Annotated in this window: 19 protein-coding genes; 10 read left to right on the top strand and 9 right to left on the bottom strand. The window is 71.1% G+C overall.

The features are described 5' to 3' along the window. Positions 1–803 precede the first annotated feature (803 nt). Complete coding sequence (locus tag NNL39_RS04435) at positions 804–1,571, bottom strand: ThuA domain-containing protein (RefSeq protein ID WP_255160490.1); 768 nt, start codon at positions 1,569–1,571, stop codon at positions 804–806. Further along, positions 1,571–2,695 carry a Gfo/Idh/MocA family protein gene (locus tag NNL39_RS04430; protein WP_255160489.1) on the bottom strand — a complete coding sequence of 375 codons (1,125 nt, stop codon included), beginning with the start codon at positions 2,693–2,695 and terminating at the stop codon, positions 1,571–1,573. The genes NNL39_RS04435 and NNL39_RS04430 overlap by 1 nt, the downstream gene beginning before the upstream one ends. A gap of 93 nt (positions 2,696–2,788) precedes the next feature. On the opposite strand from NNL39_RS04430, the gene NNL39_RS04425 reads away from it, so the two are divergent. From NNL39_RS04425 to NNL39_RS04415, 3 genes are read left to right on the top strand one after another with little or no spacing between them, the layout of a single operon-like run. Continuing rightward, positions 2,789–4,855: an alpha-galactosidase gene (locus tag NNL39_RS04425; RefSeq protein ID WP_255160488.1), complete on the top strand. Its 2,067-nt coding sequence runs from the start codon at positions 2,789–2,791 to the stop codon at positions 4,853–4,855. Between the two features lie 31 nt (positions 4,856–4,886). Beyond that, positions 4,887–7,922 carry an alpha-mannosidase gene (locus NNL39_RS04420; protein ID WP_255160487.1) on the top strand — a complete coding sequence of 1,012 codons (3,036 nt, stop codon included), beginning with the start codon at positions 4,887–4,889 and terminating at the stop codon, positions 7,920–7,922. Then, a complete protein-coding gene (locus tag NNL39_RS04415) occupies positions 7,919–10,909 on the top strand; it encodes a glycoside hydrolase family 2 TIM barrel-domain containing protein (RefSeq protein WP_255160486.1) in 2,991 nt (996 codons plus the stop codon). The genes NNL39_RS04420 and NNL39_RS04415 overlap by 4 nt, the downstream gene beginning before the upstream one ends. Here the strand turns inward: NNL39_RS04415 and NNL39_RS04410 are convergent. Both NNL39_RS04410 and NNL39_RS04405 read right to left on the bottom strand, forming a co-directional pair. Further along, complete coding sequence (locus NNL39_RS04410) at positions 10,902–11,264, bottom strand: fluoride efflux transporter FluC (protein WP_255160485.1); 363 nt, start codon at positions 11,262–11,264, stop codon at positions 10,902–10,904. The genes NNL39_RS04415 and NNL39_RS04410 overlap by 8 nt on opposite strands. Continuing rightward, a complete protein-coding gene (locus tag NNL39_RS04405; RefSeq protein ID WP_255160484.1) occupies positions 11,261–11,734 on the bottom strand; it encodes a fluoride efflux transporter FluC in 474 nt (157 codons plus the stop codon). The genes NNL39_RS04410 and NNL39_RS04405 overlap by 4 nt, the downstream gene beginning before the upstream one ends. A 42-nt stretch (positions 11,735–11,776) precedes the next feature. Here NNL39_RS04405 and NNL39_RS04400 point away from each other — a divergent pair, with 42 nt between their 5' ends. After that, positions 11,777–12,424, top strand: coding sequence for a hypothetical protein (locus NNL39_RS04400; protein WP_255160483.1), 648 nt, complete (start codon positions 11,777–11,779; stop codon positions 12,422–12,424). A gap of 325 nt (positions 12,425–12,749) precedes the next feature. On the opposite strand, the gene NNL39_RS04395 is transcribed toward NNL39_RS04400, so the two are convergent. Together NNL39_RS04395 and NNL39_RS04390 are read right to left on the bottom strand one after the other, a co-directional pair. Beyond that, entirely contained in the window at positions 12,750–13,442 is a 693-nt protein-coding gene (locus NNL39_RS04395; RefSeq protein WP_255160482.1) for a PadR family transcriptional regulator, read from the bottom strand. Further along, complete coding sequence (locus NNL39_RS04390; protein WP_255160481.1) at positions 13,439–14,311, bottom strand: DUF4097 family beta strand repeat-containing protein; 873 nt, start codon at positions 14,309–14,311, stop codon at positions 13,439–13,441. Before NNL39_RS04390 ends, NNL39_RS04395 begins: the two co-directional genes overlap by 4 nt. Positions 14,312–14,476: 165 nt before the next feature. On the opposite strand from NNL39_RS04390, the gene NNL39_RS04385 reads away from it, so the two are divergent. Next, positions 14,477–15,223: a MerR family transcriptional regulator gene (locus NNL39_RS04385; protein WP_255160480.1), complete on the top strand. Its 747-nt coding sequence runs from the start codon at positions 14,477–14,479 to the stop codon at positions 15,221–15,223. On the opposite strand, the gene NNL39_RS04380 is transcribed toward NNL39_RS04385, so the two are convergent. Both NNL39_RS04380 and yczE read right to left on the bottom strand, forming a co-directional pair. After that, the gene (locus NNL39_RS04380; protein ID WP_255160479.1) at positions 15,199–15,339 is read right to left on the bottom strand and encodes a hypothetical protein; all 141 of its coding nucleotides are present in this window, start codon (positions 15,337–15,339) and stop codon (positions 15,199–15,201) included. The genes NNL39_RS04385 and NNL39_RS04380 overlap by 25 nt on opposite strands. Beyond that, complete coding sequence (yczE, locus tag NNL39_RS04375; protein WP_255160478.1) at positions 15,336–15,971, bottom strand: membrane protein YczE; 636 nt, start codon at positions 15,969–15,971, stop codon at positions 15,336–15,338. Before yczE ends, NNL39_RS04380 begins: the two co-directional genes overlap by 4 nt. Before the next feature lie 62 nt (positions 15,972–16,033). On the opposite strand from yczE, the gene yczR reads away from it, so the two are divergent. From yczR to NNL39_RS04350, 5 genes are all read left to right on the top strand, one after another. Then, a complete protein-coding gene (yczR, locus tag NNL39_RS04370; RefSeq protein WP_255160477.1) occupies positions 16,034–17,485 on the top strand; it encodes a MocR-like transcription factor YczR in 1,452 nt (483 codons plus the stop codon). Between the two features lie 167 nt (positions 17,486–17,652). Further along, entirely contained in the window at positions 17,653–20,781 is a 3,129-nt protein-coding gene (locus NNL39_RS04365) for an efflux RND transporter permease subunit (protein ID WP_255160476.1), read from the top strand. Positions 20,782–20,857: 76 nt separating this feature from the next. Next, on the top strand, positions 20,858–21,838 hold the full coding sequence (locus tag NNL39_RS04360) for an ion transporter (RefSeq protein ID WP_255160475.1): 981 nt from the start codon (positions 20,858–20,860) through the stop codon (positions 21,836–21,838). Beyond that, entirely contained in the window at positions 21,838–23,052 is a 1,215-nt protein-coding gene (locus tag NNL39_RS04355; protein ID WP_255160474.1) for a hypothetical protein, read from the top strand. The genes NNL39_RS04360 and NNL39_RS04355 overlap by 1 nt, the downstream gene beginning before the upstream one ends. An 11-nt stretch (positions 23,053–23,063) precedes the next feature. Then, positions 23,064–24,143 (top strand): glycosyltransferase family 61 protein, encoded by a 1,080-nt coding sequence (locus NNL39_RS04350; protein ID WP_255160473.1) that lies wholly within the window; start codon positions 23,064–23,066, stop codon positions 24,141–24,143. A gap of 6 nt (positions 24,144–24,149) precedes the next feature. Here the strand turns inward: NNL39_RS04350 and NNL39_RS04345 are convergent, their stop codons facing one another. Beyond that, positions 24,150–24,608, bottom strand: a complete 459-nt coding sequence (locus NNL39_RS04345; RefSeq protein WP_255160472.1) for a GNAT family N-acetyltransferase — start codon at positions 24,606–24,608, stop codon at positions 24,150–24,152. Positions 24,609–24,787 lie beyond the last annotated feature (179 nt).

Here is a 24,787-nt window from a genome sequence, read left to right as displayed (position 1 = left end):
GAGTATTCCTGGTCGCCGGGCGAGAAGTAGAGGGCCCGCCCGTCCCCGCGACTCAATGTTGCGCCCGAGCAAAAGACCTAGCCGCCCGAAAACGATGGGATGAAGATGAGCTCCTCGGAGGTATGAATACGGTAAGGGCGGACACCTGCACATAACGTCTCGCTAACTCGTTCGTCTGGAGGACAGAATTCAATGCGCGAGTCAACCGATCGATACATTGACCGATGGTGGCGAGCGAACGGTAGGTCCCTTTCGCTGATGCTCGGAATCTTGGCGATTCTCGTGCTCGTGTATCCGGCGGACCTGCCTGCGAAGCTCTGGTCGGCGGCCCTCCCGTTCGGAGTAGCTCTTCTGGGTTCTTTGCTCTGGGCCCCGCGTCGAAAGAAGCCCCCGACACGAAAAGAGCTATTCCGGTCGGTGGCAGAGCGAGAGTTGGGACCCCTGCCGGCGGCGAGCAAGATCGATGACACTCGCACACTGCTCGCTTTCAATAACTCGACCGAAGACCCCGTCGTGTACCTCGTTTACTTCGAGGGCCTAAAGCCACGTGTGTACCTAGTACCGGCTCACCTTCGAGGTCGCGTACGCGAGACGATCACGTTTGAGTCAATCGCAGAAGCACGTGAAGGTCTTCAGAAGCTGGGCATAGGCGTGCTCCCTCAGAGCGACTTCACGGATCGCATTGGTCGCGAGTTGCGTTTCGACGAGTAACGCATTGGCTAGAAGGTGCCGGCGCCGCAGCTTCTGAGGAAGCGGAGGGCTTGGCAGCGGAACACCGCAGCCTGCAAAGAATCCGTGCGCCGCTAGTTAGTCGAGTCGAACCAGCCTCGTGGGTGGAAGGTCGCGTCGAGGGCGGGGCCACGGCGCGTGGGGGCGGCCCACTGCACGCCGTTGGCGAGCACGCGGTGGATGCTCGGGTCGTGGTACACCGGGTACTCCTGGTCGCCCGGCGAGAAGTAGAAGACCCGTCCGTGACCGCGGGTCCACGTGGCGCCGGAGCGGAAGACCTCGCCGCCCGAGAACGACGAGATGAAGATGAGCTCGTCGGGGGTGGGGATGTCGAAGAACTCGCCGTACATCTCCTGCGCCTCGATGACGAGCGGGTCGGGCACGCCCTGCGCGATCGGGTGGGTGGGGTCGACCGTCCACACCACCTCGCGGTCGCCGTCGTTGCGCCACCGCAGCGAGCAGCTGGTGCCCATGAGCTTCTTGAAAAGCTTCGAGTAGTGGCCCGAGTGCAGCACGATGATGCCCATGCCGCCGAGCACCGCGTCGTAGACGCGGTCGACGACCTCGTCGCGCACCTCGGGGTGCGCCTCGTGGCCCCACCACAGCAGCACGTCGGTCGAATCCACGACGGACTGCGGCAGGCCGTGCTCGGGCTCGTCGAGCGTGGCGGTGCGCACCTCGACCTCGGCGCCGAGCAGGCTCGTCAGGCCCGCGGCGATCGCGCCGTGCATCCCCGTCGGATACAGCTTCGCGGTGAGCGAGTCGGGGTAGTTCTCGTGCCGGTTCTCGTTCCACACGGTCACCCGCAGCGGCGCAGTATTCATCAGAGGCGCAGCGGTCATCAGGGCTCCAGTCGAATCTCGCGGCCTTCGGCGGCCGAGCGGTAGCAGGCGTCGAGCACCTCGGTGCGGTGCAGGGCGAAGTCGCCGCGGTGGTGCTGCCACTGCCCCGACCGCACGTGCTCGATGAACTCGGCGATGACGAGGGGATGCTCGCCGCCGGGCACGTGCACGTCGGGTGCGATGTCGACAGGACGGCCCGCGACGTCGCGGAAGATGCGCAGGGTGTCGTCGCTCGCGTAGCGCGGCACGAAGAGGCGCAGGCCGCCGTCGACGCCGAGCAGCTCGATCGAGATGTCTTCGTCGTCGACCGTGTGCCCGGCCCACGTGATTTCGAAGGCGGCGCTCGAGCCGTCGTCGAAGCGGAACAGCGCACTCGCCAGGTCTTCGACCTCGAAGGCCCCGGTGTCGGAGGCCATCTGCTCGCTGCGATCCATCGCGCCGTAACCCGCGCGGCCGAGCTCGCCGTGCGCGACCGCGCTCACCGCGACGACCTTGCGCTCGCCGAGCAGGAACAGCAACGAGTCGAGCACGTGCGGGCCCAGGTCGATGAGCGCCCCGCCGCCCGCCATGCGCTTGCTCGTGAACCACGACCGCAGGCCCGGAATACCCGCCCGCCGCTTCCACGACGCGCGCGCGTGGTAGATGCGGCCGATGCCGACCTCGTCGAGGTAGCGCTTGGCGTACTGCACGTCGGCGCGGCGGCGGTGGTTGAAGGCCACCTCGAGCACGCGGTCGTGCTCGACCGCAGCCGCGACCATCTCGCGGGCCTGCGCGGTGTCGAGGGCGAGCGGCTTTTCGCAGAACACGTGCTTGCCGGCCGCGAGCGCGGCCATCGTGATGGGGTGGTGCAGCGCGTTGGGGGTGGCGATGCTGACGATGTCGAGGTCGGGCAACGCGACGAGGTCGGCCCAGTCGGCCAGCAGGTGCGGCACGGCGTACTGCGCGCCGAGCTCGGCGAGGCGGTCGACCTCTTTGCCCGCGAGGGCTACGACCTCGACGTCGGGCATGGCCGCGTAGGCCTCGACGTGCACTGAGCCCATGCCGAGGCCGACGACGCCGACGCGCAAGGGGGTGCCTGGGGAGGAAGAACGGGAGGCCGGGCCGGCGGAGGGGGAGGATGCCACGGGCGGTTTCTTTCGGTGAGAGGAACGGCTGCGGGGTGCCGCGAGCAGGCGCCCTTTAGGTATGATGTAAAGCCTACAGGTGAGGAACCGAGAATGACCGACGCAGTGTTGCGCGCCCGCCCCAACGATGGCGGGCGGCTCGATGTCGCCCTCGCCGACACCATTCTGAGCGATACCTCTCCGCTGTTGGTAGAGATCGACCGGCAGCCGGTCGACCGCTGGCTCGAGCCGAGCGTCTCGAACTCTGCTGACCTCGTGACCATCGACGGCACGCTCGCGGGCACGACCCTGCACGCCGCGTGGAGCGCGCGCCGCGTGGCCGACCAGCCCGTGTGGGAGCTCGCGCTGACGCTGCGCAACGACGGCGAGCATCCCGTGACGATCACGCGCATGGACCCGCTCTCGCTTAACGTCGGCGCCGAGTGGCGCACGCACGGATTCCACAGCGCGTGGGGCGACGAGTTTCGCCCGCTGCGCGGCCACGCCGGCCACCACCTCGTGCTCGAGAGCCGGTCGGGGCGCAGCTCGCACGGCAAGATTCCGTGGCTCGGACTCGAGCGCGGCGGCTACGTCGCCCCCGGCGTGCGCCGCGGGCCCGGCGACGGCGAACCCCCCGCCGCCCTGACCATCGCCCCCGCTTACAGCGGCAACTGGCACATTCACGCGATGGCCGGCGGGTTCGTCACCGCGGGCATCTCGCCCTGGCAGTTCTGGGTCGACCTTGCGCCGGGCGAGTCGGTGACCGCTCCGAGCGTCGTGCTGACGGTGGCCTCGTCGCTCGATACGGCGAGCCTCGCCCTGCAGCGCGCCGTCGCCGCCGACTGGCTGCCGCGCACCCCGTTCACTGACGCGCTGCCCGTCGAGTGGAACCACTGGTGGCCCTACGAAGACCAGGAGGTCGACGAGCACGTCATCGTCGACAACGCGCGCATCGCGCAGCTGCTCGGCATCGAGGTGGCCACCGTCGACGCCGGCTGGTTCGGCGCCGCCGACCCCACGAGCTACTGGCAAGAGCAGCGCGGCGACTGGTCGAGCGTCAACACCGCGCGGTTCCCCTCGGGGCTCGAGGCGCTCGGGCAGAGCATCCGCGACGCCGGCGTGCTACCGGGCATGTGGATCGAAGCCGAAGCCGTCGGCGCGAACTCGAAGCTGCGCGCCGCGCACCCCGAGGCCATGGCGCACTCGGTCGAGGGCCGACGCGCCGACCCCTCGTACCGCGTGCAGACCGAATCGCTCGACCCCGACGACCCCACCTTCTTGGGCTACGTCTGCATGGGCTCGCCCGCGGGCCGCGCCCACGTGCTCGAGTCGATGAGCACGCTCATCACCACGACCGGCGCGCGCTGGATCAAGCTCGACTTCAACATCGACCCCGACGCCGGCTGCACGCGCACCGACCACGGCCACGGCGCGGGCGACGGCCTGCTGCGGCACTACGAAGGCCTCTACGCCGTGCTCGACGAGGTGCGCGCGCGGCACCCCGAGATCATGCTCGAGGCGTGCTCGTCGGGTGGCCTGCGCATCGACCTCGGCCTCGCGCGCCACGTGCACGGCTTCTTCTTGAGCGACCCCGACTACACCGAGCACCACCTGCAGGTGCTGTGGGGCGTGCGCCACCTGCTGCCGCCCATCGGCATTCTGCACTGGTCGTGGTCGCAGTGGCGGGGCGACTACCCGCCCTCGTGGCTCGACTGGCAGACCCTGAGCGCCGACGACTTCGACACCACGCTGCGCGCGGCCATGTTGCACCGGTTCGGCGTGAGCCTGCGCCTGCCCGAACTGCGGCCCGAGCTGCTCGAGCGCCTGCGCGTGCACGTCGACCTCTTCCAGCGCGAACTCGAGCCCTTCGTGCGCGAGGGCGTGCTGCTGCCCCTGAGCGAGAGCCCCGAGCGCGGCGGGTACGGCGAGCGTGCCCCGAGCATCCAGATCACCCACCCCGACGGCCGCGTGCTCGTCGCCGGATTCGTGCTCGACGGCGGTGCGCGGCCCCGGCAGTTCTGGCCGCGCGGGCTCGAACCCGAGACGATCTACACCGTGACCGACCTGGCCGACGTTGATCCGCGACGCACCACGGGCATCGAGCTGCTCGAGGGCGGGCTCGTGCCGCTCGGCGAGTACGACCTCACGTCGTGGCTCATCGTGCTCGCCCCCCAGCCGTAGCTCCTCCCCACCCCCCGACCGGAAGCCCGCCATGCACAACGACCACTCGCTCGTCGAGGCCCGCCTCGATCGCTTCGTGCGCGATCACCTGACGCCCGCGCTGTATCGGGATGCTCGCCCGCTCGCCGCGACCGCCTGGCAGGTGGACCGCGAGCCCGTGCCCTTCGAGACCGCGGTCGAGCAGACCTTCGAGCCCGTGCCGCTCGGCTGGCGCTGGGGCCGCGCGTGGTCGACCGTATGGTTGCGCGTCACGGGGGAGGTGCCCGCCGAGTGGCTGCCGCAGCCGCCCGCGGGCACGCGCATCGAGGTGCTCGTCGACTTCGGCTACAACCGCTCGCGCTCGGGCTTCCAGGCCGAGGGCCTGGCCTACCGGCCCGACGGCTCGCTCATCAAGTCGATCGCTCCGCTCAACTCGTGGCTTCCGGTCGCGCCCGGCGAGCGTCACATCGACGTGCTCATCGAGGCCGCCGCGAACCCCGACGTCGCGGGCGAGTACACCTTCGACCCCACGCCGTACGGGCTCTGGGAGACCGCGCCCGACGAGCCGCTCTACGAGCTGAAGCAGCTCGAGGTGGCCCTGCGCGACGAAACCGTGTGGCACCTGCTCGCCGACGTGTGGACCCTGCGCGGCCTCATGGCCGAGCTGTCCGAGGGCTCGTCACGGCGCCACGAGATTCTGCGCGCGCTCGAAGACATGCTCGACGTGCTCGACCCGGAGAGCATCCCGACCACCGCGCAGGCCGGCCGCGACGCGATCGCGGGCGTGCTCGCGAAGCCCGCTCATGCGAGTGCGCACCGCGTGCTCGCTACCGGCCACGCGCACATCGACTCGGCGTGGCTGTGGCCGCTTCGCGAGACCGTGCGCAAGTGCGCGCGCACGTTCACGAATGTCATGGATCTCATGGACGAGCACCCCGACTTCGTGTTCTCGTGCTCGAGCGCGCAGCAGTACCTGTGGATGAAGGAGCACCACCCGAAGGTCTTCGCCCGCATGAAGGAGAAGGTCGCGGCCGGCCAGTTCGTGCCCGTCGGCGGCATGTGGGTCGAGAGCGACACCAACATGCCCGGCGGCGAGGCGATGGCGCGGCAGTTCATCGCCGGCAAGCAGTTCTTCATCGACGAGTTCGGCGTCGAGTGCGAAGAGGCCTGGATGCCCGATTCGTTCGGCTACTCGGGCGCCCTGCCGCAGATCGTGGCCGCGGCCGGCTCGCGCTGGTTCTTGACGCAGAAGATCTCGTGGAACCAGATCAACCGCATGCCGCACCACACCTTCTGGTGGGAGGGCATCGATGGCACGCGCGTGTTCACCCACTTCCCGCCCGTTGACACGTACATCAGCGAGCTGTCGGGCAAGGAACTCGCGCACGCCGAGCGCAACTTCTCGGAGAAGGGGCGCGCGAGCATCTCGCTCGTCCCCTTCGGCTGGGGCGACGGCGGCGGCGGGCCGACGCGCGAGATGATCGCAGCTGCGCACCGCACGGCTGATCTCGAGGGCTCGCCGCGCGTCACCATGGGCTCGTCGCGCGACTTCTTCGAGGCCGCCGAGGCCGAGTACCCGCAGGCGCCCGTGTGGAGCGGCGAGATGTACCTCGAGCTGCACCGCGGCGTCTTCACCTCGCAGCTGCGCACGAAGCAGGGCAACCGTCGCAACGAATCGCTGCTGCGGCAGGCCGAGCTGTGGGCGGCGACGGCGGCGCTGCGCACTGACTGTGATTACCCGACCGAGGCGCTCGCGCGCGCGTGGCAGACCGTGCTGCTGCTGCAGTTCCACGACATCCTGCCCGGCAGCTCGATCGCCTGGGTGCACCGCGAGGCCGAGCAGCGCCACGCGGCCGTGACCGAGACGCTCGAGGGCATCATCGCCGACGCGCTTGCGGCGCTCGCCGGCGAGGGTGGCGAGCACGACCTGCTCGTCAACGCGTCACCCTTCGCGCGCGAGGGCGTGCCAGCGCTGGGGGCGGCGACGCTCGCGGCATCGCATCCCGCGGTCACGGCGACCGAGGGCGCCGACGGAGCGACCGTTCTCGACAACGGCATCATTCGCGCGGTGGTGGATGCCCGGGGCCACGTCACCTCGCTCATCGCTCACGCCGACGGGCGCGAGGCGATCCCGGCCGGGCAGCCCGCGAACGTGCTGCGCCTGCACCGCGACCTGCCGAACCTGTGGGACGCGTGGGATCTCGACCAGCACTACCAGCGCACCGTGACCGAGCTGCTCGACGTCGACGAGCGGCACGTGCGCACGGTCGGCGACACCGCCACTGTCATCACGGTGCGCCGCGTCGGCGAATCGCTCATCGAGCAGCGGCTCATGCTGCGCGCGGGCGAGAGCGCGCTCGAGATCGAGAACCGCATCGACTGGCGCGAGCGCGAGAAGATTCTCAAGCTCGCCGTGCCGCTCGACGTGCACGCCGACCGCATCGCGGCCGAGACGCAGTTCGGGCACCTGTACCGGCCGACCCACACCAACACCAGTTGGGACGCCGCGCGGTTCGAAGCCTGCCAGCACCGCTTCGTGCACCTCGGCGAGCCGGGCTACGGCGTGGCGATCGCCAACGACTCGACCTACGGCTACGACGTCGGCCGCGACACGCGCGCCGACGGCGGCACGACGACCACCGTGCGGTTCTCGCTGCTGCGGGCTCCGCTCTTCCCCGACCCCGAGAGCGATCAGGGCGAACACCTCATGCGGTTCCGCATCGCGCCGGGCGCCACGATCGGCGACGCCGTCGCGCTCGGCTACGACCTCGCGACCCCGCTGCGGGCCGTGCGCGCGGCCGCGCCCATCGCGCCCATCGTGACGAGCAGCGACCCGGCCGTCGTCGTCGAGACCGTGAAGCTCGCCGAAGACGGCTCGGGCGACCTCGTCGTGCGACTGTACGAGTCGCGCGGCGGGCGAGCGCACACGACGCTGACGCTCGATGGCACGGCCGAGGCCATTACGTGCACCGACCTGCTCGAGCGCACCCTCGACGGCGAGCCCGCCGGCACGGGGGCCAGTATCGAGCTGCCCTTCCGGGCGTTCCAGCTGCGCACCGTGCGGTTCCGCGGGGTGAGCGCGCGATGAGCGTCGTCGTTCCCCGTCCCGCCGGGCCGCACCCGCTCGACGACCCGACCCCCGCGCCGGGGGCGCTCGCGCCCGTCTCCACCCTCGACACCGATGCGCGCGTGCTGCGCCTCGACGGGCAGTGGCGGTTCCGGTGGGCGCCGAGCGCGGGGGCGGCCGAGGCGGGCATCGAGCATCCCGACTTCGACGACAGCGCGTGGGGAACCATCGCGGTGCCCTCGAGCTACACGATGCCCGTGCACGACGCCACCGTCGGCGGCCCGCACGGCGCCCCGGCCTACACGAACGTCAAGTACCCCTTCCCGGTCGATCCGCCCTTCCCGCCCGACGCGAACCCCGTGGGCGACCACCGCCTGCGGTTCGCGCTCGAGGAGGTTCCGGCGCGCGCGCACCTGCGCTTCGAGGGCGTCGAGGGCGCGGGCGACGTGTGGCTCAACGGCATTTTCGTCGGCTCGACGCGCGGCAGCCGCCTGCCGACCGTGTTCGAGGTGGGCGACCTGCTCGCGGAGTCGAACGTGCTCGTCGTGCGCGTGCACACCTTCAGCGCCGCCTCGTACCTGGAAGACCAGGACGAGTGGTGGAACCCCGGCATCATCCGCTCGGTGACCCTGCGCGAGCGGCCTGCGCTCGCGATCGACGACGTGCACGTGGTGGCGGCGTGGGGGCAGAACGGCGCGAGCCTGCGGGTCGACGTGCGCACCGCATCCGATGCCCCGCTCACGGTCGAGATCGTCGAACTGGGGGTGTCGGTCGCGCCCGGCGTCGAGGTGGCGGTTCCGGATGCTCAGCCGTGGTCGGCCGAGAGCCCCCAGCTGTACACGCTGCGGGTCGCGAGCCCGCACGAGGTCGTGACGACCCGCATCGGCTTCCGCACGATCGCCATCGTGGAGGGGGAGTTCACCGTCAACGGCGCGCCCATCCAGCTGCGCGGCGTGAACCGGCACGAGCACCACCCCGACTTCGGCCGGGCGGTGCCGCGCGAGACGCTCGAGCTCGACCTGCTGCTCATGAAGCGCGCGAATGTCAACGCCATCCGCACCTCGCACTACCCGCCGCACCCCGACATGCTCGACCTGGCCGACGAGCTCGGCTTCTGGGTCATCGACGAGTGCGACTTCGAGACGCACGGCTTCGGCGACGTGGGCTGGCGCGGCAACCCGACCGACGATCCCGCGTGGGAGGCCGCGCTGCGCGACCGCGCCGCGCGCATGGTCGAGCGCGACAAGAACCACCCGAGCATCATCATGTGGTCGCTCGGCAACGAGGCCGGCACGGGCCGCAACCTCGCGGCGATGGCCGACGAGATGCGCGGCCGCGACGCCACGCGACCCCTGCACTACGAGGGCGACCAGGAGTGCCGCGACGTCGACGTGTGGAGCCGCATGTACGCGCCGCACGACCAGGTGGCGGCGATCGGCTGGCACGAAGAGCCGCCGCTCGACGACCCCGCCCTCGACGCCCGGCGTCGCGCGATGCCGTTCGTGCTGTGCGAGTACGTGCACGCGATGGGCACCGGACCCGGCGGCATGACCGAGTACCAGCAGCTGTTCGACGGCCACCCGCGGCTCATCGGCGGGTTCGTCTGGGAGTGGCTCGAGCACGGCATCCACCGCCCGCTTCCCGATGGGCGCACCGGCACCTTCTATGGCGGCGACTTCGGCGAGCCCGTGCACGACGGCAACTTCGTGATCGACGGCCTCGTGGCCGCCGACCGCACGCCGCGCGCGCAACTCGCCGACCTGGCGGCCGTCTTCGCTCCTCTTGTGATGTCGGTGGATGCGGAGGCCGGGGTTCTGCACGTGCACAGCCGCCTCGACCACACCGACACCTCGCGGTACCAGTTGAGCTGGCGCGTGTCGTCGGCCTCATCCTCGGTGAATGCGGACGGCCTCGACGAGGACGGCGTGACGCAGGGTCGCGCGGGCGTCTTCGCCCACCGGCCGGTGCCGCCGCGCGGGAGCGCCGAGATTCCGCTGCCGCCGCCGCTGCTCGAGCACGTTCGCACGCCGGGGCTGGTCGTGACAATCGAGGCGAGCGAGTCCGACTCGGCGGTGCCCGGCATGAGCGGCTGGGTGGTCGCGCGGGCGCAGGTCGTGACGGTGGGGGCCGAGCAGGTGCGGCCGGCCGCGGTGCCGGCGGCGGGCATCCTGTCGCTGTCAGATCTGGTGCTCGACGAGTCGACGGGTGCGGTCACCGCGTTCGGCGAGCAGGCTGTGGAGGACTGGCGGCTCGAACTGTGGCGAGCGCCGATCGACAACGACTTCGGCATCGGCTGGGATCAGCCCGACACGCGCCCCAACGCCGAGCGCTGGGCGACCCTCGGGCTCGACCGGCTCGTCTCGCGCCTCGTGTCGCTCTCGCGGTCGGACGACCGCGTCGAGGTGGTGACGCGCATCGGCGCCGCGGCGACGGATGTCGGCGTCACCGCGCGCTGGACGTGGACGGTGCGCGAGGGCGCGCTGCACCTCGCGCTCGACGTGACGCCGGATTCCGCGGTGGGCGTGGCCGTCGACTGGGCGCGCGTGGGCGTCTCGTTCGCGCTGCCCGGCTCGGCCGCGGGCGTGCAATGGTTCGGGCGTGGTCCGGGCCCGGCCTACCCCGACACGGGTCAGGCGGCGCACTGGGGCTGGTTCTCGCGCACGCTCGATGGGCTGCAAGAGCGCACGGTGCGCCCGCAGGAGTCGGGGGCGCGCGCGGACGTGCGCTGGGCGCGGGTCGCGCTGCCGGGCTCGTCGTCGTCGACGCCGGATGCTGCGCTCGAGATCGCGTCGCCTGACGGCGTCGCGCTCACGGTGCGGCCTTGGTCGACCGCGACGCTCGCCGCGACCACCCACGACCACCTGCTCGAGCCCGACAGCCGCACGCACATCGTGCTCGACCTCGCCCAGAGCGGAGCCGGCACGGGCGCCTGCGGCCCCGGAGTGCTGCCGAAGTACCAGCTGCCCGCGCAGCACGTGGTGGGCGAGCTGGAGTTTCGCGTCAGCTGAGCAGGAGGGCGAGCCCGAGACCGGCGAGCACGGCCGGGATGCCGAGCGCGAGGGTGAGGGCGACGCTCGCGGCGGCCGCGCGGTGCTTGCCCGCGAGCACGAGCTGCACCGTCTCGACCGACAGGGTGCTGAAGGTGGTGAGGCCGCCGCAGAATCCGCTCAGGATGATGAGCTGCCAGGCCGGGTCGAGGGGCATCCCGAGCGCGAGCCCCGCGAGGAACGACCCGACCACGTTGACCACGAGCACGCCCCACGGAATGCGGCCGCGGCCCGCGAGGCTCACCGACGTGAGCTGACGCGCGACGGCGCCGAGGGCTCCGCCCACGGCGACGGCGAGCAGCAGGAGCGGGGTCACTCGTCGACTTCCTTCAATTCGGGAGTCTGGCCAGGGGTGAGCCGGGCACCGAGGGCGAGGCCAGCCCACGCGGCGAGCATCCCGAACCCGATGCTGAGCACGATCGACAGCACCGCGCCGACGATCTCGCCGCTCTGCGCGAGCGCCACGACCGAGATGGCGAGGGCAGAGAAGGTCGTGAACGACCCCAGGATGCCCGGGCCGAGCCCCACGCGCACCCAGCCCGGCACGCGCGGCCAGAGGGCCGCGACGAGCAGGCCGAGCACGAAGGCTCCGACGACGTTAACGAGCAGCGTGCTGAGCGCGAACTCGTCGAGGTCGTGCACGATCGCGAGGTCGAGCGACACCCGCAGCGTGGTGCCGATGAGGCCGCCGACGAACACGGCGAGCAGATCGCGCCGCGAGGCGCCCACCCTGCTGCGCGCCTCGACCGTCACGAGCGCGAGCCTAGCGGCGAGATGCGGGACCATCGGCCCAGGGTGCCGTCGGCGTGTGCTCCGTAGACTGAGCGCGTGACCGACGCCCCGCCCGCCCGCCGTCGACGCTGGCCCTGGATCGTCGCCGCCACCGTCGTGGTGCTGCTCGGCGTCATCGCCGCGATCGCGCTGCCGATCGTGCTGCACGCGCCGCAGGGCTCATCGGGTCAGGCGCGCGTGCCCGCCGGCGAGTACCCGACCGAGGTCACCGCCACGGGCGACGACGACCGGATGCGCACCCTCGCCGTGACCACCGACGACGGTGCCCTGCCCGACCTGGGCGCCGTGGCGGCCGGCGACCGCCTCGTCGTCACCGGCGCCGGCTACGACGGCGACCGCGGGCTCTACGTCGCCGTGTGCCGCATCCCCGACGAGATCAACGGCAAGCCCGGCCCGTGCCTCGGCGGCGTGGGCTCGCAAGAGGTGGAGCAGTTCGAGGAGGGCGTCGTGCAGTGGGCGCCGTCGAACTGGATCAACGAAGCCTTTGCCTGGCGCCTCTTCGGCGCCCGCAGCTTCGACGACACCCAGTCGGGCGCCTTCACCGCCTACATCGAGCTGCCGCCCGTGACCGACGGCGTCGTCGACTGCGCGGCTGACCCGTGCGGCCTCTACACGCGCAACGACCACACCGCCGCGGGCGACCGCGTGCAAGACCTCTACCTGCCCCTGCGCTGGGCAGACTGAGCGGACCCGCCCGCGCTGACTCGACTGAGCCGGCCCGAACGGGAGCCCGGCACCCGGACCCCCGTCGAGGCGGGCCGACCACGAGGCGGGCGGACCACGAGGCGGGCGGATCAATGCTGTGGGCAGGCTTCCAGAAACGCGGAACTTTATGAATCCGATTCTTGAAGTTCCGCGTTTCTGGAAGTCGCCGTGACGGACCGGGCCGCAGGGACAGTGGCGGCCGAGCCCGATTCCGTTCGGCCGTGTCCACCCGGCCCCGTCGGCCCGGCCCCCTCGACCCCGTCCCGTCGGCCCCGTCCCGTCGGCCCGGCCCCGTCCGCCCCGCTCAGCCCACCTGCGAACCGATGTCGGCGCGCAGGCGCGAGAGGCGCGACTCGAGCTCGTCGACCGTTGCGCGCAGGTCGGCCCCACGGGCGGCAGCACTGCGGAGCTCGGTGCGCAGGTCCTGCCGGAACTCGGCCAGCAGCACCTCGGCCCGCTGCACCTGTGCACGACTGTCGGAGCGGGACTCGGAGATCGTCGAGTGCAGCGACGTCGTCGCGTCGCGCACCGCCTGCGCCGCGGCCCCCGCTGCACTCGCAGACGAACCGGCACCCCGCGCATCCGCCGCCGCGAACCGGGCGTCGTCGCGCGTCTCTCGCGCGGCCGCCGCGAGCTCGGCCCGCAGCGTCGACATCGCCTCGCTCACCGACGACCGCACCTCATCGGCCAAGCGCCGCACCGAATCGCCGATGCCGTTCTCGATGCCCTCGAGCTCGTCGCGCCGGTCGTTCAGCTCGGCGCGCCCCGCCTCGGTGATCGCGTAGACCGTCTTGCGGCCATCCGACTGCTTCGTCACCAAACCCTCCGCCTCGAGCTTCGCCAGCCGCGGATAGATCGTGCCCGCCGAGGGCACATACGTCCCCCCGAAGCGATCGCTCAAGGCCTGGATGATCTCGTAGCCGTGCATCGGCCGCTCATCGAGCACGAACAGCAGATACAGCCGCAGGTGCCCGTGGCCGAAGACCGCGGGGCTCACGCCGACGCCTCAGACGTCGAGGCAGCGGCGTCCGAGGCAGCGGCGTCGGAGGCAGACGCGCCGGCTGCACCGGCCCGGTCGGCGTGCACCACCGACACATCGCCCGACACCGAGTCGGCGCGCACCTCGGTGAACGAGCCGGCCAGCTGTCCGTAGCGTCCGGTGTACTTGCCCTTCACGCCGCTGATCTGCGCATCATCGAGCTGCAGCCGCCCGGTGAGCGTGCTGATCGAATACTGCGTCGGCCGCCCCGCATCGAGCCGCACCGTCAGGTCGCCCGACACCGTGCTGTTGCGCACTCGATCGGGAGCTCCGTGCAGATCGATGATGACGTCGGCCGAGACCCCGTCGCACGTGAACCGCGGAATCGTGCCCGACGCCGTCACGTCGCCGCCCACCGTCTGGATGCTCAACTCACCCTCGTGCGCCCGCACCGAGATCTCGGCGCTCACCGCGTGAATCGAGAGGTCGCCCACCATGCGATCGAGCACGATGTCGCCGTTGACCGTGTTGATCGAGGCGCTGCTGTGCAGGCCGCTGATGAGCCCCTCCGCCGACACCACGTTGAAGTTCAGCGCGATGCTGCGCGGCACCAGAATGCTCACCTCGGCCCGCGCCTTGCCGCTGAATAGGCGGAAGTTGTCGAAGAAGGTCTCCCACTTCAACTGCGGGTGGTCGACCACGAGCGTGTCGCCCTCGAGCGCGACCTTCAGGTCGCGACCCGCCACGGCGTGCACCTCGACGCGTGCGCCGGGCTCGTCGTGGGCGACGATATCGATCTGCCCGCCGATCAGACCGACCTTGAGCGCGCGCACGAGCTCCAGATCGATGACGGTCGGTTCGGTGACGATCCAAGTCTGCTGGGCCATGCGGTGCTCCTCGCTCGTGCCGGACGCGAACCTGCGCCGGGCATCCATGTCGCGATATATCGCGTTCTCGAGAAGTCACGATATATCGCGTCTCTCGTGAGCGCAAGCACCGAATCGACACGCGCGCTTGACCTTGACGCTGCGTCAACCTCTACCGTGAGTCGCATGCAGTGGTCCATTCAGCAGATCGCCCGGTTGTCGGGCACCACGAGCCGCACCCTGCGGCACTACGACGACCTGGGCCTGCTGCCTCCGACGAGCATCGGCGCCAACGGCTACCGGTACTACGACGAGGCGGCGCTCACACGGCTGCAGCGAATCCTGCTTCTGCGCGAGCTGGGGCTCGGGCTGCCCGCGATCGCCGAGGTGCTCGCCGGGCAGACCGACGACGCTGCGGCGCTCGAGGCGCACCTGCGCTGGCTCGAGCAGGAGCGCGATCGGGTCGACCGCCAGATCGCGAGCGTGACCACGACGATTCTCAAGATGGAAGGAGGTGAACAACTGATGGCAGAAGAGATGCTCGACGGCTTCGACCACACCGTCTACAAAGACGAGGTCGAGCAGCGCTGGGGCGCCGAGGCCTACGCCACGAGCGACCGCTGGTGGCGGGGGCTCGGCGCGGACGGCCAAGCGGCCTTCCGGGCCGAGGCCGCCGCGATCGAGGCGGGGCTTCGGGATGCCCGCGCATCCGGCGCGCCCGTCGCAGACCCGGCGGTGCAGGGCCTCATCGCCCGGCACTACGCCTGGGCGAGCGCGGGCTGGGGCGACTCAGCGCCGAGCGCGGAGGCGTACCTCGGGCTCGGCGACATGTACGTCGCCGATCCGCGCTTCGCGAAGCACTACGGCGGCGCCGAGGGCGCCGAGTACGTGCGCGATGCGATGCGGGTCTACGCGGCGAGCGAGCTCGCGTAGAACCCGTGGTGCGAGCGGACGGGTATGGGCCCGTACCCGTCCCTCGCCACCACCTCGATCGTGGCGATGACCGCCCACAGGGCGAGGCCGCCAAGCGCGATCGTGAGCGAGATCATGCGGTCACCGCCGTCGGGCGCGACGGTTCCGGAACGCGCAACAGCGGCAGCGTGACGCCCACCATGGGGCCGATGAGCAGCGCGAAGGCGACCGTGCCGAAGCCGACCGTGCCGCCGAGCAGCCAGCCGATCGCGAGCACCGTCACCTCGACGCCCGTGCGCACCTTCCAGATCTTCCAGCCGAAGCGCGCGTGCGCGCCCGTCATGAGGCCGTCGCGCGGACCCGGTCCAAAGCGCGCCCCGATGTAGAGGCCCGTGGCCACGGCGAGCAGCGCGAGGCCGCCGGCGAACATGAGCCACTGCGCCCACAGCCCCTCGGGGGTCTCGATCACGAGCATCGCCAGGTCGAGCACGGGCCCGATGAGCAGCACGTTGAGCACGGTGCCGATGCCCGGCTTCTGGCGGATGGGGATCCAGAGCAGCAGCACGGCCGCCCCGATGAGCACGACGATGAGGCCGATCGACCAGCCCGTCTGCACCTCGAGGCCCTGGGCGAAGACCGTCCACGGGTCGAGGCCGACATCGGCCCGGATGAGCAGCGCGACGGCGATCCCGTAGAAGAAGAGCCCGAGGAGCAGCTGCCCCCAGCGGCGGACGAGGATGCGGCGCGGTGCCGTGCCGGTTGCGATCATGGCCCCATCCTGCTCGCCCAATTGGACTGCCCACAAGATGCCAATTCGGGTACAGTGGCCGCATGACGACCCTGTCTGCCCGCGCATTGGCCTCTCAACTGGGGGCGTGGCGCCCGAGCGGCACGACGCCGATCTACGAGGCGCTCGCCGATCGCATCCGCCTGCTCATCCTCGACGGCCGCATCACGCTCGGCACCCGCCTGCCCGCCGAGCGCCTGCTCGCCGAGCACGAGTCGCTCAGCCGCACGACGGTCGCGAGCGCCTACGCCCGGTTGCGCGAGCTCGGCTACGCGCAGAGCGTGCGCGGCTCGGGCACCGTCGCCCGGCTGCCGCGCGGCTTCACGGACGGCGTGCCCGCGCTCGGCGAGACCGCCGGACCCGGCATGCTCGACCTCTCGAAGGCCACCCTTCCCGCCATCCCCATCGTCGCCGAAGCCGCGCGCGAAGCGGCCGAGCTACTGCCCGCCCACCTGCACGAGAGCGGATTCGACCCGGTGGGCCTGCGCGTGCTGCGCCAGGCCATCGCCGACCGCTACACCGCCCGCGGCCTGCCGACCGAGGCCGACGAGGTCATGATCACGCTCGGCGCCCAGCACGCCATCGCGCTCATCGCGCGCACCGTGCTCTCGCGCGGCGACCGCGCCCTCGTCGAAGCGCCGAGCTACCCGCACGCCGTCGAAGCCCTGCAGCTCGCCGGCGCGCGCCTCGTCACCGTGCCCGTCACGACCGACGAGGGCTGGAACGACGAGGTGCTCGAGCAGGTCGTGCCCCGCACGGCGCCCGCGCTCGCCTACCTCATGCCCGACTTCCACAACCCCACCGGCCGCACGATGCCTCCCGAGCAGCGCGCCCGACTGCACGAGCTCGCCGCCGCGCACGGCACCCTGCTGCTCGTCGACGAGACCATGAGCGAGCTCGGCTTCGACCGCGCTGAGCAGCCCGCTCCGTTCGCCGTCGGCGCGGCCGAGCGCGGGGCGAGCGTCGTCACGGTCGGCTCGGTCGGCAAGAGCATCTGGGGCGGCGTGCGCCTCGGCTGGATCCGTGCGGAGCGCGACCTCATCACGCGCCTCTCGCTCGCGCGCCTCGCCGGCGACCTCGGGTCGCCCGTGCTCGAGCAGCTCGTGCTGCTGCGCCTGCTCGAGAGCTACGACCGGGTGCTGGATGCCCGCCGCGAGCAGCTGCGCGCCGGCCACTCCCTCATGCTCGCCGAGCTGCGCCAGCGCTTCCCCACCTGGTCGGTGCCGCACGTCGACGGCGGCCTCAGTCTGTGGGTGAACCTCGGGGCGCCCGTCAGCTCGCAGCTCGCGCTCGCCGCGCGCGCCGAAGGGCTGCTCGTGGGCGCCGGCCCGCGCTTCGGCCTCGACGGCGCCTTCGAGCGCTTCGTGCGGCTGCCGTTCTGCCACCCGGCCGAGGTGACGATCCCGGCCCTCGACCTGCTGCAGCGCGCGTGGCACCGTGTGGGCACGCGCGAGCCGATCGCGGCCTCGGAGGAGCTGCTCGCGGCGGTCGTGTAGCGTGAGCGGGCATCCTGACCGATCGGTCTGATTCGGGGTGCGCATCTATCGTTCGCTGTGTGAATACTCAGCGTGCGCTGGGATGCTGACCCGCGCATCGTCGCGCATCGACCTGCCCCCACACAGCCACCTCGGGCTCTCCTGCCCGCCGTACGACCGGAGTAACCGTGCACCTCCTCTCGGTGTTCAGCCTGCGCAACCGTGCGCTCATCGCTCTGGTCACGATCGTCGTGGGCCTGTTCGGCGGGCTCGCACTCACGACGCTCAAGCAAGAGCTGATTCCCACGATCTCGGCCTCGCAGATCGTCATCGTCACGCAGTACCCGGGCGCGGCTCCGGAGATCGTCGAGCAGGACGTCTCGACCCCGATCGAGACGGCCATTCAGGGCGTCAGCGGGCTCGACGCCTCGAACGCGACCTCGAGCACGGGCTTCTCGGTCGTCTCGGCCTCGTTCGACTTCGGTGCCGACATCGTGCGCGCCGAGCAGCGCGTGCAGCTCGCCGTCAACCGCCTCGACCTGCCGGCCGACGTCGAGCCGCAGGTGATCGTCGGCTCGATCGACGACCTGCCCGTGCTGCAGATCGCCGTCACGAGCGACCTCAGCGCGGCCGACCTCGACGCCGCACTCGAGAACCAGGCCGTGCCCGACCTCACCGACCTCGTCGGCGTGCGCGAGGTCTCGGTGCAGGGTGCCCTCGGTCAGCGCGTCACGATCACGCCCGACGCCGACGAGCTGCGCAGCCTCGGCCTGTCGAACGTCGACATCACCGATGCGCTCGAGGACTACGGCGTGCTGCTGCCCGCCGGATCGATCACGGAAGACGGCCGCACCCTCGTCGTGCTCTCGGGTGTGCGCATCGCCTCGCTCGACGAGCTCGCCGCCCTGCCGCTCATCGGCGCCGAGAGCGCCGAGATCACGACCATCGCCGACGTCGCCGAGGTCGCGATCGTCGACGACCCCGTCACCAACTACAGCCGCGTCAACGGCGAGGACGCCCTGACGATCGGTGTCACCAAGACCCCCGCGGGCAACACGGTCGACGTGTCGCGCGCGGTGCAGGCAGCGCTGCCGGCGATCGCCGACGCGATCGGCTCGAACACCGAGTTCACGATCGTGTTCGACCAGGCGCCGTTCATCGAGAAGTCGATCGAGTCGCTCGCGGTCGAGGGCGTGCTCGGACTCGTCTTCGCCGTCATCGTCATCCTCGTGTTCCTGCTGTCGATCCGCTCGACGCTCGTCACGGCCATCTCGATCCCCACCTCGGTGCTGCTGACCTTCATCGGCATGCAGGTCGCGGGCTACTCGCTCAACATCATCACGCTCGGCGCGCTGACGATCTCGATCGGTCGCGTCGTCGACGACTCGATCGTCGTCGTCGAAAACATCAAGCGCCACCTCGGCCTCGGGGAGGACAAGAAGACCGCCATCCTCACGGGCGTCAAGGAGGTCGCCACGGCGATCACCGCCTCGACCGTCACAACGATCGCCGTCTTCCTGCCGCTCGCCCTCGTCGGCGACGTCACGGGCGAGCTCTTCCGGCCCTTCGCCCTCACGACGACGATCGCGCTCGCCGCCTCGCTCTTCGTCTCGCTCACGATCGTGCCCGTGCTGGCCTACTGGTTCTTGCGCGCCCCCAAGCCGAAGAAGGTCGGCGCGCACGCCGCACCCGACGAGGCCGTCGAGGCCGCGCCGCTCTCGATCGACGAGGAGTCGGCCCGCCCGACGCTGCTGCAGCGCGGCTACCTGCCGGTCATCCGCTGGACTCTGAAGTTCCCGGCCATCACCCTGCTCATGTCGATCCTCATCCTCGTCGGCACGGGCTTCCTCGCCACGGGCCTCAAGACGACCTTCATCGGCAACTCGGGCCAGAACACCCTCACCGTCACGCAGACGCTCGAGAACGGCGCGAGCCTCGAAGCGCTCGACGAGGCCGCCACGACCGTCGAATCGACGCTGCTCGATATCGACGGCATCGAGACCGTGCAGGCCTCGATCGGCTCGGGTCAGGGCTCGCTCGCCGCGATCTTCGGCGGCGGCAGCGACATCACCTTCTCCATCACGACCGACGCCGACGCCGACCAGGACGCCCTCCAGGCGACGGTTCGGGATGCTCTCGCTGACATCAGCGACGCCGGCGAGATCAGCGTGCAGGCCTCGGGCGGTGGCGGCGGCTTCGGCTCGAGCGACATCGAGGTCGACATCACGGCCGCGAACCGTGCCGACCTCGAAGCCGCGGCGCAAGACGTGCTCGACGCCGTGCGCGAGCTCGACGTGACCGCCGAGGCCACGAGCAACCTCGCCGAGACGCAGCCCTACCTGGCGATCCGCGTCGACCGCGAGCGCGCGGCCGAGCTCGGCCTGAGCGAGGTCGCCGTGGGCGGCATCGTGACCGCGGCGATGTTCCCCGCCTCGGTCGGGTCGGTCGTGCTCGACGAGAAGAACCTCTCGATCTTCCTGCCCAACCCCGATGCGCCCACGACGGCGGAAGAGCTGCGTGATTTCAGCATCCCGACCGCCATCGGCCCGCAGCCGCTCTCTGAGCTCGCGACGGTCGACGAGCAGGAGGGGCCCGCGAGCATCACGACCATCCGCGGCACGCGCAGCGCGACGGTGACCGTCACGCCCGGCACCGATGACACCGGCACGGCCTCGGCGCTCGTGCAGGCCGCGGTCGACGAGCTCGACCTGCCCGACAGCGCCTCGGCGAGCCTCGGCGGCGTCACCGCGCAGCAGGGCGACGCGTTCAGCCAGCTCGGGCTCGCGCTGCTCGCGGCCATCCTCATCGTCTACGTCGTCATGGTCGCGACCTTCAAGAGCCTGCGCCAGCCGTTGCTGCTGCTCATCTCGGTGCCGTTCGCGGCGACCGGGGCGATCGGCCTGCAGGTCATCTCGGGCATTCCGCTCGGTGTGCCCTCGCTCATCGGCGTGCTCATGCTCATCGGCATCGTCGTGACGAACGCGATCGTGCTCATCGACCTCGTCAACCAGTACCGCGAGCGCGGCATGCGCGCCCGCGAGGCGATCATCGAGGGCTCGTCGCGCCGACTGCGGCCGATCCTCATGACCGCCGCGGCGACGATCTTCGCGCTGCTGCCGCTGGGCCTCGGCCTGACCGGCAGCGGCGGGTTCATCTCGCAGCCGCTCGCCGTCATCGTCATCGGCGGACTCATCTCGTCGACCCTGCTCACGCTCGTCGTGCTGCCGGCCCTGTACTACGTCGTCGAGGGCGCGAAAGAGCGCCGCGAAGACCGTCGGGCGAAGAAGGCGGCCGCCGCCACAGGAGCCCCCGCGTAAGGGGGAGCCCGAGCCCGTTTCGTGGCCGGTCGGGGTGTTGCTAGCGTGAGCACACCCCGACCGAAAGCGATTCGCCATGACCGCTCCCGCCCCCGCTGATTCCGCCGCCACGACGGTCTCACCCGGCGTCTTCACCACCGCGACGGTGCAGCTCGCGCCGTACCGCATCCAGTGGCTCGCGCGCCTCATGTACGGCAACGCCTTCGAGATCGTCGTCATCGCGGTCATCATCGCCAACGCGGCCGCGCTCGCCATCCTGACCTACGACGATGTCGCGCCCGGCGTGGCCGCCGTCGCCATCGCCATCGACCGGGCGGCCCTCGTGTTCTACACGATCGAGGTCGTGCTGCGCATCGTCTCGTACGGGGCGAAGCCGTGGATGTTCTTCCGCAACCCGTGGAACGTCTTCGACTTCCTCATCGTCGTGCTCATCCCGTTCCTCGACGGCGGCACCGTCATCTTCCGACTCGTGCGCCTGCTGCGCATCCTGCGCATCTTCCGCTTCCTGCCCGAAGCGCGCATCCTCATGCTCTCGATGATCAAGTCGGTCGCGCCGCTCGCGAGCCTCGGCGTGCTCATCGGGTTCCTCATGTTCATCTACGCCATGGCCGGCGTGTACCTCTTCGGCGATGCCGTGCCCGAGCGCTGGGGCGACATCGGCACCGCCATGGTGACCCTCACGGTCATGCTGACCCTCGAGAACTTCCCCGACTCGTTCCTCGGCGGGCTCGAGGTCACGCCGTGGGCCCTGCTCTACTTCTTGAGCTACATGTTCTTCATCGTCTTCACCGTGCTCAACATCCTCATCGGCATCGTCATCACCGCCATGGACCAGGCGCGCGAGGAAGTCACGGCCGACCGGGCGAAAGAGGGGCTGCCGACGGCGACGGGCACCATCCACGTGCCGGCATCGGCACGGGATGCTCACACCTCGCACGCGGACCTCGACGCCCTGGCGACCGAGCTCGACGGGGTGGCGGGCGCGGGCACCGCATCCCCCGACCACATCCGGCGCATCCGCGACGAGATCGACCGCCTGAAGGCCGCGGCCCGCTGATGCGCGGGCGGCGGTTCGCGGCGGGCGCCCTGGCGACGCTCGCGCTGCTGCTGCTTCCCGCCGCAATCATGTCCCACTGGGCGACGGTGCAGCTCGCCCAGACCGAGCGCTTCGTCGCCGCGCTCGCACCGCTCGCCGAGAACCCCGCCGTGCACGACCGCATCATCGTCGAGGTCACGGCGCTCGTCGACGACCAGCTCGACATCTCGACCGTCACCGCCGAGCTGCTGAGCGGGCTCGGTGAGGCGCTCGACCTCGGGCCGCGCGCACAAGACGCCCTCGGGCTCGTGAGCGAGCCGATCGCCGCGGGCATCCGCGCGCTCGTCGAGGACGTCGTGGGTGAGGTCGTGCGCTCGCCGGCCTTCGCCTCGGCATGGGCAGGCTCGGTGGAGGTGCTGCACGCGCAGAGCATTCGGCTGCTCGCGGGCGACCCCGACTCGCTGCTGGCCCTCGATCGCGACGGCACGCTGAGCCTGCCGCTCGGGCCCATCGTCGCCGAGGTGCGCGCGTCGCTGGTCGCGCAAGGCGTGCCCTTCGCGGCCGCGATCCCCGAGGTCGACCGCGCGATCGTCATCGCCGAAGTGCCGAACCTCGCGCTCGCGCGCGCCGTCTACCAGGTGGGCATCTCGATCGGCACGTGGCTGCCGTGGATCTGCGCCGGCCTGCTCGTCGGCGCCCTGCTGCTGAGCCGGCGCCGGCCGCTCATGCTCAGCACGCTCGGCGTGCTCGCGGCCGTTGTCACGGGCCTGCTCGCGGTGGGGTTCGCGGTGGGGCGCACGGTGCTGACCGCGCTCGTCGAGCCCACGTCGTCGACGCTCGTCGGCGTCATCTACGACGCGGTGCTCGGCTACGCCACGTCGATCATCGGCGGGCTGCTCGTGCTCGCGGTGCTCGCCGCGCTCGTCGGCTGGTGGCTCGGGGCCTCGACCTCGGCGACCGCCGCGCGGCAGACCGTGGGTCGCGGGCTCGACTCGGCGCGTGCCGCGCGCGCCCGGGCGGGCATCTCGCTCGGCCGCGTCGGCGAGTGGATGCACACCGAGCGCGTCATGATGCGCTTCGCCCTGCTCGCCCTCGGCTCGCTGCCCGCGCTGCTCATCGTGCCCCTCTCGATCGCCACCGTGCTCGGCAGTGCCGCCCTCGTGCTCGGGCTGATCGTCGTCGCCGAGGTGCTCATGACGGAGGGGGCGACGGCCAGCGCGGTCGCACCCGTGTAACGTCTCGGCGCATGGGCCTGTTCCGACGCACGCACGACGATTGGCGGGCGCGCCTGCGCACGATCGACGAGTCGACGGCCGACGGTGCCGTCTGGCATCGCGCGACCGATGCCGCGCCGTATCCTCTGCCGGCACCGCAGCAGTTCGGCGACCGCGCCGTGCCCGTCGAGCAGTTCTTCGAGCCGCACATGCCCGAGCGCGGCGTGCTCGAGGTGCCCGCGGCCACCATCGTCGGTTCGGGTGGCTGGGTGCTCGATGCGGCGGGCCGAGGCCTGCACGAGCTCACGTGGTTCGGTTCGCGCGCCGACCTCATCACCGACCCCGAGGCGCCGCCGCTGCCCGACCGGCGCGCTCGCCGACGGCGGGGCACGGCGCTCGTGCTCATGAGCACGTGGGGCGAGCACTACGGCCACTTCGTACCTGATGCGCTCGGTCGGCTCGCCGTCGTTCGCGCGGCCGGCATCGATCTCGACCAGATCGACACGATCGTGGTTCCCGACCACCGGTCGGCCGAGGGCGACCGCGTGCTGCGCCGCCTCGGCCTCGATGACGACCGCCTGGTGCGCCTCGCCCGCGGCGAGCAGGTGCGAGCCGACCGGGTGCTCGCGCCGACCCTGCCGGGCTTGCGGCGGCAGTACCTGCCGATGGTTCCCCGGCTGTTCCGCGCGAGCCTCGGCGACCCCGCCCCGGGTACCCGTCGGCTGCTCGTCGTGCGGCGCGGCTACGAGCGCGAGCCGGTCGAGCAAGCGGCGATCGAGCAGCTCGCCCTCGATCGGGGCTTCGAGCTGTACGACCCCATGCAGAGCGCAGACCAGGCGGCCGACTTCGCCGCCGCCGCCGTCGTCGTGGGCGTGAGCGGCTCGGCCCTCACGGGCCTGGTGCACTGCGCGCCCGGCACCGCCGTCGTCGAGCTGTTCAGCGACGCGCACCTCTACGGCTACTACTGCTCGCTCGCCGCGGCGGGCGACCTGCGCTACGGCGCCGTCATCGGCCGCTCCGACGACGCGCCGCGCGACATGGGGCCGAGCGCCGCACCGTTCTCGCTCGACCTCGACGCGGTCACCGCCGCGCTCGACTGGGCCGTGGCCTGAGCCGCGCTAGGTGAGCGGCTTCTCCATGCACACGCTGAACTCGTCGCCCACATAGGGCCCGAAGTTCTCGATGTGGTGGTAGCCGCGCCGCTCGTAGAGCGCGATCGCGGCCAGCTGCTTCGGGCCGGTCTCCAACTGCAGGGTGTGGATGCTCTGCGCGCGCGCGGCCGCCTCGAGAGCATCCATCACCGCCGTTGCGACGCCCTGACCGCGCCCGTTCTCGGCCACGAACAGTCGCTTCAGCTCGCCTGTCGCGTCGCCCCGATTCACGAGCGCCGCCATGCCGGTCGCCGTGCCCGCGCCGTCGCGCGCGACGAACACGGTCACCCCCTCGGCGGTCAGCTCGTCGAGGTCGAGCATGTAGCAGCTGTCGGCCGGGTAGAGGCTCAGAGCGTAGGCGTCACCGGCCCGCAGCATCGCCTCGATCTCGGGCTGGCGAGGGTCTTCGACGGTCACGGTGGTCACGATGCGCCCAGAATATGCCCGTCGGGGCGTGCGTCGGGTACCCTGAAGGGTCGGCTAGAGACGAAGCGGGGGTTGCCCCGTGAACGTGTGCGTCTCCGGGCCGGTATTCCCCCGCCGATCGGCGGTGCGGAAATCACCTCGAGTTGTGACGGCCCCCAGCCTACGAATGCCTGGGATCG

This window comes from Microcella humidisoli, assembly GCF_024362325.1.
In the GTDB taxonomy this organism is placed as follows: Bacteria; Actinomycetota; Actinomycetes; order Actinomycetales; family Microbacteriaceae; genus Microcella; species Microcella humidisoli.
The sequence above is the reverse complement of the archived record's forward strand: the minus strand, read 5'-3'. Positions and strand labels throughout refer to the sequence as shown.